We start from the raw sequence: 12,303 nt of genomic DNA on the forward strand, positions 1-12,303 counted from the left end.
CATGAGCAGGCACAAGCGCGAGGAGGAGGCGATCGCGCAGGCGCAGGCCGAGGCCGACGCCGCGATCGCCGCGACCGAGACCGACGACACGTCGGTCGACGGCGACGAGCAGCTCGAGACCGAGGAGGAGGCGGGCTGACTACAGCGTCTCGCGAGCCTGCGACCGCAGCCCGGCGAGTAGCAGCCTGACCATGCGCTCGGCGCGCGGGGACGTGCCCGCACTGCCCGGGGTGCCTCCGTGGCAGAGGTTGGCGACCGCTCCCAGGAACTCGCTCGCATCCACCTGCTGCACGACGTCTCCCGAGGCCGTCGCGGCGGCGAGAAGCCGCTCGAGCGTCGGTGCCAGGTGGGTGGCGAAGTACTCCGCGAGCGGCTCGTATGCGGGGTCGCCCGAGTGGAGGGCGGAGGCCAGACCGCGTTTCGCCGCGACGAACTGGGTGTAGCGCATGATCCAGCGGTCCAGCGCCTCGCCGGGAGGGAACGCGGCTTCGATCTCCGTCGCCGCATCGGCGCACGCGTCGATCTCATGCCGGAACACCGCCGAGATCAGGTCTGATCGCAGCGGGAAATGCCGGTACAGCGTGCCGACCCCGACCCCGGCCTTCTCGGCGATGGCGCGGACCGGCGCGTCGACGCCGGACGCGGCGAAGACCGTCTTGGCGGCCTCCACGAGGGCGGTGACGTTCTGCCGCGCATCCGCCCGGCGGGGGCGCACTGCGGAGTCGGTCATCGTGGGGCTCCTCTGGTGTTCGGGACGGCGCCCGGGTACAGTCGTCTTGTAAACGGAACATCGTTCCGGTTAAGGTGATCCTTGAACCGGAGCATTGTTCCGATTACACGATCATAAGACACCCCGACCTCTCGGTGCCACGATCTCGATCCGTCAGGAGCAGACACCATGCAGTACCGAACCCTCGGCCGCACCGGCATCCAGGTGACCCCCTACGCCCTCGGCGCCATGATGCTCGGGTCGCTCGGCAACCCGGACCGGGCGGAGGGCGTGCGCATCATCCATCGCGCGCTCGACGCCGGCATCAACTTCGTCGACACCGCCGACCGCTACGGCGACTCGGAGGAGGTCGTCGGTGAGGCGCTCAAGGGACGCCGCGACGACGTCGTGCTCGCCACCAAGTTCTGGGGCCCGGTCGACGACGACCTCAACCACCGCGGCGCCTCCCGTCGCTGGATCATGCAAGCCGTCGAACGCTCGCTCCGCCGCCTGCAGACCGACCACATCGACCTCTACCAGCTGCACCGCCCCGACACCGAGGCCGATATCGACGAGACGCTCTCGGCGCTCACCGACCTGGTCCGGCAGGGCAAGGTGCGTGCGATCGGCAGCTCGTCCATGCGCGGCTCCGAGATCGTGGAGGCGCAGTGGATGTCGGAGCGGCGGGGCTTCGAGCGTTTCCGCACCGAGCAGCCGAACTACTCCCTGCTCGACCGCGAGATCGAACGCGAGATCCTGCCTGTCGCGCAGCGGTACGGCATGGGGACCCTCGTCTACAGCCCGCTCGCCGGAGGCACTCTCACCGGCCGCTACCGCGCCGGCCAGGAGAACGACAACTTCCGTTCGACCCGCACCGGGATGCGCCACTTCCGCGACGAGCGCCGGCTCGCCGCCGTGGAGGAGCTGGTCGCGCTGTCCGACGAGGTCGGCGTGAAGCTCACCCACCTGGCGATGGCGTTCGTCATCGCCCACCCCGGTGTCACCTCGGCCATCGCCGGCCCCCGGACGATGGAGCAGCTCGACGACACCCTCGCCGGCATCGGCGTCACGCTGTCGGACGAGATCCTCGACCGGATCGACGCGATCATCCCGCCCGGCGAGAGCATCGGTGCGATGGACATGGTCTACCGCGGCCCGGAGGTCGGCGACCCAGCCATGCGGCGGCGTCCGGTCGCGGAACGCTCGGCCCAGTAGCGCGAGCGTTACGAGTAGTCCACTATGGGACCACTCTGATACCATCGGTCGGTGCCGCCCACCCGCGCCGCTGCCGCGCGCTACATCCTCCACTCGCGCCTGCTGCGCGGAGCGTTCATCAGCCTCGTGATCTCGGGCATCGGGATCTCGGTCACGGCACCGCAGATGACGCTGTTCCTCGTGCGGGAGCTGCACCTGACCGACGCTCTGGCGGGTCTGTACTACCTGACCAACCTCGCGGCGCCGATCGCCGGATACGTCGTCGGCTCGCTCTCCGACCGGGCGGGTTCGCGGCTGCTCGTCTTCCGGCTGTCCGCCCTCGCGGGGTTCGCCGGCTGGGTGCTGATGGCCGTGGCCACCCAGACGTGGATGCCGTTCGCGATCAACATCCTGCTGCTCAGCGTCGCCGGGGCGGGCGCCGCGCAGTTGCAGGCCACCGTGCGCGACGAGCTCACCCGGCGCCCCACACCCGTCGACAACCAGGTCGTCGCGGCGATGCGGATGGCGATGGCCTTCGGCTGGATCATCGGCCCGGTGATCGGCGCGGTGCTCGGTGCCGTGATCGGGTTGCGCCCGTTGCTGCTCGCCACCGGGGTCAGCCTCCTGCTCTCGATCGTGCCCCTGATCGGCGCCGGCAAGGCGGTGCCCGCCCCGGGGCCGAAGGTCGTCGCGGCCGAGCCGGAGCCCGACGCCGGGCTGCCCCCGGCACCGGCCCTCGTTCCCGCCCCGCTCCCGGCGCCCCTCGCGCACCGTACGCACTCGATGGTGCCGTTGCTGCTGTTCACGGGGATCTACGTGCTCATCATGTGCGGTGAGACGGTGAAGCTCGCGTACCTCCCTCTCTACATGGATGGGGACCTGCACGTCAGCGCCGCCGTCCGCGGTGCGGTCATCGGCTTCCAGCCGCTCGTCGAAGTCGCGCTCATGCCCCTCGCCGCGCTGATCGCGGACCGGATCGGCATCGCACGCGTGCTCGTCGCGGGTGCCGTCATGGCCGTCGGCGCACATGCCTGCTACGCCTCGGCCGACGCAATCGAGCCGCATCTCCTCCCCCTGATCGCAGGCCAGGTGCTCATGGCCGGTGTGATCGCGACGTTCGGCGTGCTGGGCGTCACCGTCGCCCAGCGCTTCCAGCCCTCCCGCGTCGGGATGGCGTCGAGCGTGTTCCTCAGCGCCTACGCCGTCAACGCCGCGGTCGGCGGGTTCGTCGGCAGCATCGGCACTGCATGGCTCGGCCTCCCCCATCTGTTCTGGATCTCGGCGTCGATCGCCGCGGCCGGGGTCGTCGCTCTGATCGTGCTCAACGCGGTCATCCCGCTGGACGGGCTGGGCCAGCAGGATCACGACCCCGTGGGTGCTTCCGCGCGATAGGGACTGGACGCGCCGCGGGCCGATGGGCGAGGCTGACGACACGACCCCGAGGAGGAACCCGATGATCGAACGCGAGCCCGGTGCCGGCCTGACGAGCGAGGAGTTGGCCGCGATCGTCGAACAGGTCGGGACGCCCGACACGCTGTCGACGCCGTTCGGCGATTGGGAGTTCTTCGACGGCGTCCCGCGCAGCGGATCGATCGAGAGCATCTTCGACTCGCTGGACCTCATCCGCGGCATCGAGGCGTTCCTGAACGCCGTGCCGGGCGCCTCCCTCGTCGCCATGCGGCGCGGCCTGCGCTCCGTCGGCGTGGACAGCCCCGACGTCATCGGCTACACCGACCCGCGGGGCAACTCGCGCTCGTTCTTCCTCACCCCCAACACCGAGACCACCTACGGGTCGACCTTCCTCGACCTCGCCGCCTGGGGGCCGACGGTGATCGAGTCGCCTCCGCAGTCGCTGTGCGTCGTGGACGACTTCTGGTTCCGCTACGTCGCCGACATGGGCATCCCCGGGCCGGACCGCGGCGAGGGAGGCAAGTACCTGTTCCTGCCGCCCGGGTGGGAGGGCGAGCGCCCGGACGGCTACTACGTCTACGAGTCGCCCACGTTCACCAACTGGGTCGTCCTCCGTGCGCTCGGCGGCGTGCCCGCGATGAAGCAGACCCGCATCTATCCGCTGAGCGAGGCGGACGCCCCGCGTGAGACGACGTTCGTCAACATCGCGTCCGCCATGCAGAACACCGTCCACTCGAACGATTTCAGCTTCTTCGAAGAGCTCGACGAGCTGGTGCAGGAGGAGCCCGTCACCGCCCTGGACCCGGAGCGCGCCGGCCTCCTCGCCGCGGTCGGGCTCGTGCACGGCACTCCGTTCCGCCCCGACGAGCGCAAGCGGCGCATCCTCGACCAGGCCGCGAAGATCGGCGCCGGGATCTCGCGCGCGCTCGTCTACAAGCCGCGCGACCCCGAGTCCTACTTCTGGGAGGGCTCGTCGTGGAAGCAGGCGTTCGTCGGAGGCGCCTACGACTTCACCCGCGACGGTGCCCGCCTCCTCGACGCCCGCACCCTCTTCCACTACTTCGCGACCGTCATCACCCCCGCGATGGCCCACGCGCAGGTCGGCGCCGGCTCGGCCTACGCCTACACCGCCGAGGACGCCGACGGTCATGCGCTCGACGGCGCGCGCACGTACTCGCTGCGCATCCCGCCGAACCCGCCCGCCAAGAACTTCTGGTCGGTCGACATCTACGACACCCAGACCCGCTCGCTCCTCCAGTCGACCGACTACCCAGCGCTCTCCAGCCTCAGCGGCACGGTCGTCCCCGAAGCCGACGGCTCGCACGTCCTCTGGTTCGGCCCGACCGCTCCCGCCGGCGCCGAGTCCAACTGGATCCCGACCACGCCCGGCAAGTCCTGGTTCCCGATGGTGCGCCTCTACGGTCCGCTCGAGCCCTGGTTCGACCAGTCGTGGCGGCTTCCGGAGGTACAGGCGGAGTGAGGGTCTGGCGCGGTGAGGGGCCGCGCCTCAGCCCCTCCGCAGCCCGTCGATGAGCAGTTGCACGGCGCCGCGTGCCTCCACCGCCCAGTCCGGGCGGTCGGAGGCGGATCCGATGCCGTGGAGGACGACCATCACCGCGCCGGGAAGGACGTCGTCGCGGATGTCGCCCTCGGCCGCGCCGCGCGCGAGCAGGTCGGCGACCGTGCGCTCCAGCTCGGTGCCGCCCTCCGCCTGGACGTCCGGGGCCACGAGGGCGGCGAGCGTCTTCGCCAGCGCCGCGTGCGCGACGACGTAGTCCGCGAACCCCCGCAAGAAGCCGTCGAGCGCCTCCACCGCCGGTCCCGTCGACGCGCGCGCCCGTTCGCAGAGGGCCAGGGTCTCGTCCTGATAGACGGCGGCGGCGAGGGCCTCGCGCGTCGGGAAGTGGCGGTAGAGGGTGCCCACCCCCACCCCTGCCCGCGTCGCGAAGTCGTCGAAGCGCAGCTGCTCGTCGCCGTCGAACACGGTGCGAGCGGCCGCCACGATCGCCTCGCGATTGCGGCGGGCATCGGCCCTCAGGGCTTTCGGTTCGGGCATCGACCCTCCCTTTGACAATCGGAGACAGTCTCCATATCGTAGCATCCGGAGATGATCTCCACTTTTGGCGGGAGCGGATATGCGGATTCTGATGTTCGGTCGTGGCGTGATCGCGACGATCTACGGCCAAGCCCTGCAGGCCGCCGGGCACGACGTCGAGTACTTCGTCCGGCCCGGCCGTGTGGTCGAGTACGGCAGCGAGGTCCGGATGGACGTCCTGGATGCCCGCCGCGCACCCCTCGGGCGCCGGGTGCAGCAGACGGCGCCGACCCGGCTGCGCGACGACCTCGACCCCTCCGACGCGTACGACCTGGTCGTCCTCAGCGTCGGCCATCACCGACTCGTCGACGCCGCGGCGTTCCTTGCCCCGCGCCTCGGCGACGCCACCCTGCTGGTCTTCGGCAACGTGTGGGAGGAACCCCTCTCGGCCATCGCGCCGATTCCTGCGGAGCAGGTCGTGTTCGGATTCCCGCAGGGAGGCGGTGGATTCACCGACGACGGCGTCCTGCACGGCGCGCTGCTCCGTCCCGTGATCGTCGGGACGGCCGGCAGCGCGCCGAGCCCGCGCGAGCTCGCGGTACAGGGAGCCTTCCGCTCCGCCGGCTTCTCGATCCGGGAGGAGAAGGACATGCGCGGATGGCTGCTGCTGCACTTCGCCGCGGACGCCGGGATGCACGCCCAAGGCCGCGTCCACGGCGGGCTGGCCGCGATGATCGGCGACCGCACCGCGTTCCGCGACGCGCTGCTCACCGCCCAGGAGCTGCTGCCGGTGGTCGAGGCGCGCGGCGTCGACCTCCGCCGTCACCGGCGCGCGACCCTCCCGTTCCGCCGGCCCGGGCCGGTGGCCGCCGTCATGGCCTGGACGACCGCGCACATCCCGATCGCCAACGAGAGTCTGGCCATGCACACCGACCCGGATGCGGCCGAACCGCGCGCGGTCCTCCGGGATGCGATCGACGCAGCACGGCGGCTGGGGGTTCAGGTCCCGCGGCTCAAGGGTGCGGCTGGGGCGCAGCCGGCTGAGGGAGCGTGAGAATGCTCGAGGGCGGGGAATTTCCGGACGGGACCCGAGCTTGCTGCCCGTATGACGAAGCTGATGATCATCGTGGGAAGCGTCCGTGAGGGCCGCGTCGGACTCCCGATCGCCGAGTGGGTGAGAGACGAAGCCGATAAGACGGGCAGATTCGACATCGATTTCGTCGACCTGCGCGAGCTGGCCCTCCCGTTCATGGACGAGCCCAACCACCCGCGGCTCATGCAGTACACGAAGCCGCACACCGTGGCGTGGAGCAGACGAGTCGCCGCCGCCGACGCGTTCCTCTTCGTCACCCCCGAGTACAACTACAGCTACTCGCCCGCACTGAAGAACGCCCTCGACTATCTGAACAAGGAATGGTGGCGCAAGCCCGTCGGCTTCGTCAGCTACGGCGGAGTCTCGAGTGGCACGCGCGGAGTCGTCGGCCTGCTTCCGACCATCACCGGGCTCGGTCTGGTCCGCGTCGGGGCGAACGTGGAGCTGACGTTCGGGGGCAAGCAGGTCGTCGACGGGGTCTTCCATCCGCAGGACAAGGAGCTGAGCATCCTCTCGCACGAACTCGACGAACTCGCCACGCTCGCCCGTGCACTGGCGCCGGTCCGGGCGGAGTTCGACACCTGACTCGGCCGGTGCCCGAGCCGGCGACTACCGCGGGCGCGACGCGAGCACGTAGGCGGGAACGGCGATCGCCGCGGTGGTGACGTGCATCAGGCCGAGGGCGAGCACGGCGCCCACGGTCGTTCCCGGGATGAAGCGGGTGACGGCGAGGAGCACATCGGGCACGAACGACGCGACGAGCACGATCGGCACCGCGATGGCCAGGGCACGACGAGGATCGGCGGCGCGGCGGGAGATGAATCGCCAGCCCGCCCAGCCCACGACGAGCCCGAGGACGGTCATGGACGCGTACGCCGGAACAGTGACGGGGCCGTACGTGGCCGGCACGCCGAGTGCCACGGCGATGGCGGCGATCAGCGCGTTGACAGCGATGGCCGCCGCGACGGCCGCGACGAGGATGCCGGCCGCGCGCGGCAGGGAGAGGGACGGGACCGGGGTGACTGCTGAGGATGCCATGACGTGCTCCTTTTTCGAGTCGTGGTAATTACGGTTCCGATTGGTACCGTATTCGATTACGGTACCGCCGAAACCCGGAATAGGCAATACTGATCTCATGGCCACCGACTCCATCCGTCTGTCCGGTCGACCCCGCGTCGAGGAGCTCGAGGGCCGTATCCTCGAGGCGACGCAGGACCTGCTGATCGAAACGAGCTACAGCGGCACCACCATCGCCGCGGTCGCTGATCGGGCTCATTGCGGCAAGTCCGCGATCTACCGCCGCTGGGAGACCAAGGTCGACCTGATCGTCGCCGCGGTCCGCGCATCCCAGGTTGCGTCCGAGGCGCCCGACACGGGATCGCTGCGCGGGGACCTGCTCGCAGCGGCGTCGCACTTCACCGGCTCGGATGGACGCTCCGGGCGCGTCCTGGCGAGCATGCTCACCGCGATCGGCACCGATCCCGACCTGTACGAGGCCGCCTATCGCGACGTCGGCCAGCCGCCCGTCCGAGCGCTGATCGAGGTCATCGAGCGCTGGATCGCGCGCGGCCTGGTGCCATCCACCGTGCCCGTCGCGCTGGTGGCCGGGATCGTCCCGACCGCCGCTTTCGGCAGCGTCGTCCTCCGCAAGCGCGACCTGGACCCCGCCGAGCTGCTAGAACTGGTCGACTTCGTCGTCCTCCCTGCTCTGCGGCATCCTCCGGCCTGATCGACCGGACGACGTGCGCCGGAGAAATGGAGCTGGTGACGCGTCAGATAAAGGATCGCGATAGGAGTGTTCCATCACGATCCCATCAACGACGCGGATTGTTTCCACGCGCTCAGAAGTTGCGGGTGAGCTGACCGGAAGTTGCCTGCTCTCCCGGTAGCTGCGGCGAACTTCTCCACGAATCGGCAGGGCGGAACGAACTACGTCGCGGGCAGGCCGCGCCTGCCTGCGCGGCGGCCCTACACAGGCGGGAGCCCCGCAGTGGCGACATCAACGATCACAAAGCAGAACATCAGCAGGGCGAGCCTGAAGTACCGGTACTTGACTTGCGCAATCCTCGCGAGTTGGTGCGCCTGCGCCCAAGCCTCATCGATGGTGAGAGCCGGGACGGGGCGGGGTGAGTTGAAGCGTTTGGCCACCGACGGCCAGGCAAACCGGTTTTCGGATTCGGCAGTCCGCGGGAACAGTGCCAACCCGGAGAAGATGACGGTCGCTCCTAAGAGTAGGAGGAGGAAGCCAATCGTGACGATGTCTTCGAAAGTAGCGATGTCGCACTTCGATACCCAATGTACCAATGCATGCTACAATGTATATATGACAGACATTTCTACAAGAATCGAGATCACGGGCAGGGTCGTCTACTCCGATGAGATCACGATCGCCCAGGCGGCTCAGATCATTTCCTTCCTCAATTCGAGCGGCAGCTCGCCGGATTCTCTCGGCACGTCGGCAGATCAGCCCGGTTCGTTGGGTGCGCGTAAGCAGGCAAAGGCCAACGGGCTCGAAAACGCTCGTGAGGCCCTGGACATCTCTGGAGCTAAGAAGAACCCGGAGAAGATCGTTGCCCTCGCCGCCTACGTCCTCCAGGATGGAGGCGAGACTTTCAAGGTTGAGGACGTGAAGACCCAGTTCCGGCGCGCCCGCGAGACGGCACCCGCCAACTTCTCTCGCGACATGAGCGCCGCGATCGCATCAGGCTGGATCGCTGAAGCCGACCCCGGGGAGTACTACCTCACCAACAAGGTTTCCGCTGTCCTCGACGGTGGATTTACGTTCCCGAAGGCGTCAAACGGAGGCCGTGCCCGCACCACGAAGAAGGCTGCCGCGAAGTCAGCAGTCCCTGAAACCCTCGCGGGGATCGACGCCTTCCATCCGATGCTGGACGGCTATCCCCCTTATTCGAAGATGAAGCTGGAGAAGGACCGGCTGCTGTGGGTTGTCCTCTACATGAAAGAGATGCATGGGCGCGACGGCCTCAGCAACAAAGAGATTTCGTACATCTCAGACCGCATCGGAACGCCGATCCCCAGCGGAAACGTAAACGCTGCGTTCCGGGCCGCGAAGAACCCTGGCTATGCCTACAAGTCGACAAGCGACAACTCCATTCGAGTCACCGACAGCGGGGCCGAATACGTGAAGGCCGTTGGCACGAAGGCTGAGGTGTAATGGCCAGCGGTCATGATCCTGTCGCTTTGCGCCTGCAGGGCTTGGAGTTGCAGGTGCAGACTCTTGTCTTGGCTGCTCTGGCGGCGGATCGAGCGGACGCCAGCATCGTCACTCCGGCCGCGGTCGGTCAGCTTTTCGAAGATTTCGCCCTGCCTGCGCCGGTGAAGATCAGCAACGTATTTGCCTCGCTTAGGACTAAGAAACTGCTGGCCGCAGTTAGCGGTCGCGGAAGTTACAAGGTGACGCCCTTGGGTCGGGCGACGGTCGCCGAAAAGCTTTCAGGCCTCGACCTGGTCGCGCTTGTGGCAGAGGGTGCTTCTGAAAACGCGCCCGTGCTTGGCCAGACTGAGCTGTCACTCGTTCCCTACACGCTCGCGCCGCCCGCGTTGGTCCAGCCACTTCGCGGTTTTCTAGCCGACCATCCCTTCGACACCAACGTCTTCGGAATGACGCGATTCCCGGACGCCAAGGCCGGGACGAAGGACCCGGTCGGGCGGGCTCTGGCGGTCGCCAAGGACGTCTGCGCGGAATTCGGTTTGGAGTTCCATTTGGCGTCCGACCGCGCAATCACCGATGACCTGTGGTCGAACGTCACCGCCCATATGTGGGGATGTCGGTATGGAATAGGGTTCTTCGAAGATCGACTTGAGCGCGGTCTGAATCACAACCTGCTAATCGAGGTTGGAGCGATGATCATGACCGGCCGCCGATGCGCGTTACTGAGGGACGGCTCCATTGACAAGATGCCTACCGACTTCATCGGCATGATCTACAAGTCCGTAAATCTTGAGGACGAATCGACCGTGCGAGACCGCGTCACGGACTGGTTGAAGGATGACCTGCGAGTGGGCAAGCTCTAGCGACTACTACTCGGTCCACTCAATTGGCATCCGCGCAGCCAGCGCCTCGCCGCTGGTTCGCCTTCGACCTGAACAATGGCGCCCGCGCGAGCGACCGTCACCGCAAAGCACTTGCTCGCTCCATCGTCCAAATTCTGGGAGAGGCGCAGGATCTCCAGGCCTGAACCGTTCACGGCCGTTCGAGCGTGAACGTTGACATCAGCCCGTGCCGGCGGCGAGTGGTTCACATCGCGATCATCGCATGGATCGAGCGAGACCTATTGCGGAACGGTATCAAGTCCCCTCGGGCGCTCATTTAGCGCGGGATGGGGTGGCCCGATCTCATCGACACGGATTCGATGTCGACAGCTTCGTCCAGTTGTGGGCGCTCGGCTCTCGCCAGATCCCAGTAATGGCGCGGATCTACGGGGTGAGCTGTGGGGCTTTTGTGGGGCTTTAGTCAAATCTGGCACCACAAGGAGCCTCTGACCAGCAGATTTATCCGCGGAGACGGAGGGATTTGAACCCTCGGTCCCCTTACGGGGACTCCACCTTAGCAGGGTGGTGCACTAGGCCGAACTATGCGACGTCTCCTGGGCGCCTGCGAGCAGGCGCACGACAGCCATCATAACGGACGCGAGCGGCGACCACGGACACGGGTCTCTCAGGCTCCGTAGTAGGCGAGGCGGGAGAAGTCGTTCACCGCGCCGGTGACGAGCATGATGCTCCAGATCGTCGCGACCACGAAGGAGAGCACGGTCACGGCGATCATGGCCCACAGGGGCGCCATCCCGCGACGGTCGGCGACGGAGCGGACGATCACGGTGCGCCCGATCACGTAGACGAAGGAGCTCAGGAACGACCACGCCCAGTGGAACGGCCGCACCACACCGCGGCGGGTCAGCTCGCGGTGGTCGAGCCAGCTGCAGACGACGGTCACGGCGTAGGTCAGCCAGCCGACCGCGATCAGCACGAAGTACCACGGACCGAACATCGAGAACGGGTTCGCGAGGGAGGTGCTGTCGAGCTGGCCGGAGTCGAGGGTGTAGTGGAAGTCGAAGCGGACCAGCGGCAGCAGGGCGATGCTCACGAGCGGCAGGAGGACGACGAGCCAGATCCAGACCGTGCCGACCGGTGTCGCCGGGTTCAGCGCGGGGCGCGGGCCCTGCACGGGAGCCTGGTACTGGGCATGGAGAACGGCCTGCTGCGGCACGGCCGGCTGCGAGACCTGCGCGGTCCACTGCGTCCCGTCCCACCAGCGCTGGGGCGCCGCCCCGTAGGGGTCCGGATACCAGCCGGGAGCGACTCCGCCGGGAGTCCCGTTCGCGTCGGTCATCGTGCGCGCCTCCATCCCGCGACCGGCTCCGGCCGCTCCCGCGACCCTATCTCGCGAACCTCTGACCGCTCGCGGACCACGTCGGCGAGGCGTCCTGGAATACGCGGCTCACCGTCCATGGCTCATCACCAGCCGTGGGTGTTGAACCACTCGCGTCTGCGGATTACCTCGGCGTCCGGCTCGTCGGCATCGGTCGTGCCGTGCTCCACGAGACGGCCCGCGGGGTCGAGGGCGATGAAGCGCAGGCAGCGCTCGCATAGGGCGCGCCCGCCGGGGAAGCCGTCCGGCAGGGCCGGGGCTGGTCGGCCCGGCTCACCCGACCCGGGGCACCCGTCCGGGTCAGCGGACGCGTCCGACCACATCGCACCACCATGGCGGTGCAGCCCCGGATGCCCGACCGGTCGGGTGCAGTGCCGCCCGCGGTTCCGGCTCGGGCAGTACCGCACGGGAGCATCCATGCCCCGAACCTATCCCGAGAGGTGAGTCGTTGCGGGTGCGGAGGGGCCCGCACC

14 protein-coding genes and 1 tRNA gene are annotated in these 12,303 nt (G+C 68.1%); 9 read left to right on the forward strand and 6 right to left on the reverse strand.

All coding sequences use genetic code 11. The features are described from left to right. Window position 1: 1 nt before the first annotated feature. A complete protein-coding gene (locus ACFVU2_RS02870; RefSeq protein WP_387870730.1) occupies window positions 2-139 on the forward strand; it encodes a hypothetical protein in 138 nt (45 codons plus the stop codon). On the opposite strand, the gene ACFVU2_RS02875 is transcribed toward ACFVU2_RS02870, so the two are convergent. Continuing rightward, the gene (locus ACFVU2_RS02875) at window positions 140-730 is read right to left on the reverse strand and encodes a TetR/AcrR family transcriptional regulator (RefSeq protein WP_387870733.1); all 591 of its coding nucleotides are present in this window, start codon (window positions 728-730) and stop codon (window positions 140-142) included. A 168-nt stretch (window positions 731-898) separates the two neighbouring features. Between ACFVU2_RS02875 and ACFVU2_RS02880 the strand changes: the two genes are divergently transcribed. The 3 genes from ACFVU2_RS02880 to ACFVU2_RS02890 all read left to right on the forward strand — a co-directional run bounded on the left by ACFVU2_RS02880 (window position 899) and on the right by ACFVU2_RS02890 (window position 4,793). Then, window positions 899-1,924 carry an aldo/keto reductase gene (locus tag ACFVU2_RS02880; protein ID WP_387870736.1) on the forward strand — a complete coding sequence of 342 codons (1,026 nt, stop codon included), beginning with the start codon at window positions 899-901 and terminating at the stop codon, window positions 1,922-1,924. Window positions 1,925-1,975: 51 nt separating this feature from the next. Beyond that, on the forward strand, window positions 1,976-3,295 hold the full coding sequence (locus tag ACFVU2_RS02885; protein WP_387870739.1) for an MFS transporter: 1,320 nt from the start codon (window positions 1,976-1,978) through the stop codon (window positions 3,293-3,295). A 61-nt stretch (window positions 3,296-3,356) separates the two neighbouring features. Continuing rightward, a complete protein-coding gene (locus ACFVU2_RS02890; protein WP_387870741.1) occupies window positions 3,357-4,793 on the forward strand; it encodes a DUF1254 domain-containing protein in 1,437 nt (478 codons plus the stop codon). Between the two features lie 27 nt (window positions 4,794-4,820). Here ACFVU2_RS02890 and ACFVU2_RS02895 read toward each other — a convergent pair whose 3' ends face one another. Next, entirely contained in the window at window positions 4,821-5,369 is a 549-nt protein-coding gene (locus tag ACFVU2_RS02895) for a TetR/AcrR family transcriptional regulator (RefSeq protein ID WP_387870743.1), read from the reverse strand. 91 nt (window positions 5,370-5,460) lie between these two features. Here ACFVU2_RS02895 and ACFVU2_RS02900 point away from each other — a divergent pair, with 91 nt between their 5' ends. Both ACFVU2_RS02900 and ACFVU2_RS02905 read left to right on the forward strand, forming a co-directional pair. Next, a complete protein-coding gene (locus ACFVU2_RS02900) occupies window positions 5,461-6,402 on the forward strand; it encodes a ketopantoate reductase family protein (protein ID WP_387870745.1) in 942 nt (313 codons plus the stop codon). A gap of 51 nt (window positions 6,403-6,453) precedes the next feature. Further along, the gene (locus tag ACFVU2_RS02905) at window positions 6,454-7,026 is read left to right on the forward strand and encodes an NADPH-dependent FMN reductase (protein ID WP_387870747.1); all 573 of its coding nucleotides are present in this window, start codon (window positions 6,454-6,456) and stop codon (window positions 7,024-7,026) included. Between the two features lie 24 nt (window positions 7,027-7,050). Here the strand turns inward: ACFVU2_RS02905 and ACFVU2_RS02910 are convergent, their stop codons facing one another. Then, window positions 7,051-7,479 (reverse strand): DUF6069 family protein, encoded by a 429-nt coding sequence (locus tag ACFVU2_RS02910; RefSeq protein WP_387870749.1) that lies wholly within the window; start codon window positions 7,477-7,479, stop codon window positions 7,051-7,053. A 97-nt stretch (window positions 7,480-7,576) separates the two neighbouring features. Between ACFVU2_RS02910 and ACFVU2_RS02915 the strand changes: the two genes are divergently transcribed. From ACFVU2_RS02915 to ACFVU2_RS02925, 3 genes are all read left to right on the forward strand, one after another. Next, window positions 7,577-8,170 carry a TetR/AcrR family transcriptional regulator gene (locus tag ACFVU2_RS02915; RefSeq protein ID WP_387870751.1) on the forward strand — a complete coding sequence of 198 codons (594 nt, stop codon included), beginning with the start codon at window positions 7,577-7,579 and terminating at the stop codon, window positions 8,168-8,170. A gap of 594 nt (window positions 8,171-8,764) precedes the next feature. Next, the gene (locus ACFVU2_RS02920; protein ID WP_387870754.1) at window positions 8,765-9,616 is read left to right on the forward strand and encodes a hypothetical protein; all 852 of its coding nucleotides are present in this window, start codon (window positions 8,765-8,767) and stop codon (window positions 9,614-9,616) included. Then, on the forward strand, window positions 9,616-10,476 hold the full coding sequence (locus tag ACFVU2_RS02925) for a hypothetical protein (protein WP_387870756.1): 861 nt from the start codon (window positions 9,616-9,618) through the stop codon (window positions 10,474-10,476). The genes ACFVU2_RS02920 and ACFVU2_RS02925 overlap by 1 nt, the downstream gene beginning before the upstream one ends. Window positions 10,477-10,960: 484 nt before the next feature. Here the strand turns inward: ACFVU2_RS02925 and ACFVU2_RS02930 are convergent. From ACFVU2_RS02930 to ACFVU2_RS02940, 3 genes are all read right to left on the reverse strand, one after another. Continuing rightward, window positions 10,961-11,049: transfer RNA gene (locus ACFVU2_RS02930), tRNA-Ser, on the reverse strand. Between the two features lie 70 nt (window positions 11,050-11,119). After that, window positions 11,120-11,791, reverse strand: a complete 672-nt coding sequence (locus tag ACFVU2_RS02935) for a DUF2510 domain-containing protein (protein ID WP_387870758.1) — start codon at window positions 11,789-11,791, stop codon at window positions 11,120-11,122. Window positions 11,792-11,916: 125 nt separating this feature from the next. After that, complete coding sequence (locus ACFVU2_RS02940; RefSeq protein WP_387870760.1) at window positions 11,917-12,249, reverse strand: hypothetical protein; 333 nt, start codon at window positions 12,247-12,249, stop codon at window positions 11,917-11,919. Between the last annotated feature and the right edge of the window lie 54 nt (window positions 12,250-12,303).

This window comes from Leifsonia sp. NPDC058194 (assembly GCF_042883605.1).
Classification (GTDB): Bacteria; Actinomycetota; Actinomycetes; order Actinomycetales; family Microbacteriaceae; genus Leifsonia.

Coding starts and splice junctions, on each gene's coding strand:
- ACFVU2_RS02940 (WP_387870760.1), bottom strand. CDS start 12,249: ATGGATGCTCCCGTGCGGTACTGCCCGAGCCGGAACCGCGGGCGGCAC.
- ACFVU2_RS02935 (WP_387870758.1), bottom strand. CDS start 11,791: ATGACCGACGCGAACGGGACTCCCGGCGGAGTCGCTCCCGGCTGGTAT.
- ACFVU2_RS02895 (WP_387870743.1), bottom strand. CDS start 5,369: ATGCCCGAACCGAAAGCCCTGAGGGCCGATGCCCGCCGCAATCGCGAG.
- ACFVU2_RS02870 (WP_387870730.1), top strand. CDS start 2: ATGAGCAGGCACAAGCGCGAGGAGGAGGCGATCGCGCAGGCGCAGGCC.
- ACFVU2_RS02890 (WP_387870741.1), top strand. CDS start 3,357: ATGATCGAACGCGAGCCCGGTGCCGGCCTGACGAGCGAGGAGTTGGCC.
- ACFVU2_RS02910 (WP_387870749.1), bottom strand. CDS start 7,479: ATGGCATCCTCAGCAGTCACCCCGGTCCCGTCCCTCTCCCTGCCGCGC.
- ACFVU2_RS02920 (WP_387870754.1), top strand. CDS start 8,765: ATGACAGACATTTCTACAAGAATCGAGATCACGGGCAGGGTCGTCTAC.
- ACFVU2_RS02915 (WP_387870751.1), top strand. CDS start 7,577: ATGGCCACCGACTCCATCCGTCTGTCCGGTCGACCCCGCGTCGAGGAG.
- ACFVU2_RS02925 (WP_387870756.1), top strand. CDS start 9,616: ATGGCCAGCGGTCATGATCCTGTCGCTTTGCGCCTGCAGGGCTTGGAG.
- ACFVU2_RS02875 (WP_387870733.1), bottom strand. CDS start 730: ATGACCGACTCCGCAGTGCGCCCCCGCCGGGCGGATGCGCGGCAGAAC.
- ACFVU2_RS02905 (WP_387870747.1), top strand. CDS start 6,454: ATGACGAAGCTGATGATCATCGTGGGAAGCGTCCGTGAGGGCCGCGTC.
- ACFVU2_RS02880 (WP_387870736.1), top strand. CDS start 899: ATGCAGTACCGAACCCTCGGCCGCACCGGCATCCAGGTGACCCCCTAC.
- ACFVU2_RS02900 (WP_387870745.1), top strand. CDS start 5,461: ATGTTCGGTCGTGGCGTGATCGCGACGATCTACGGCCAAGCCCTGCAG.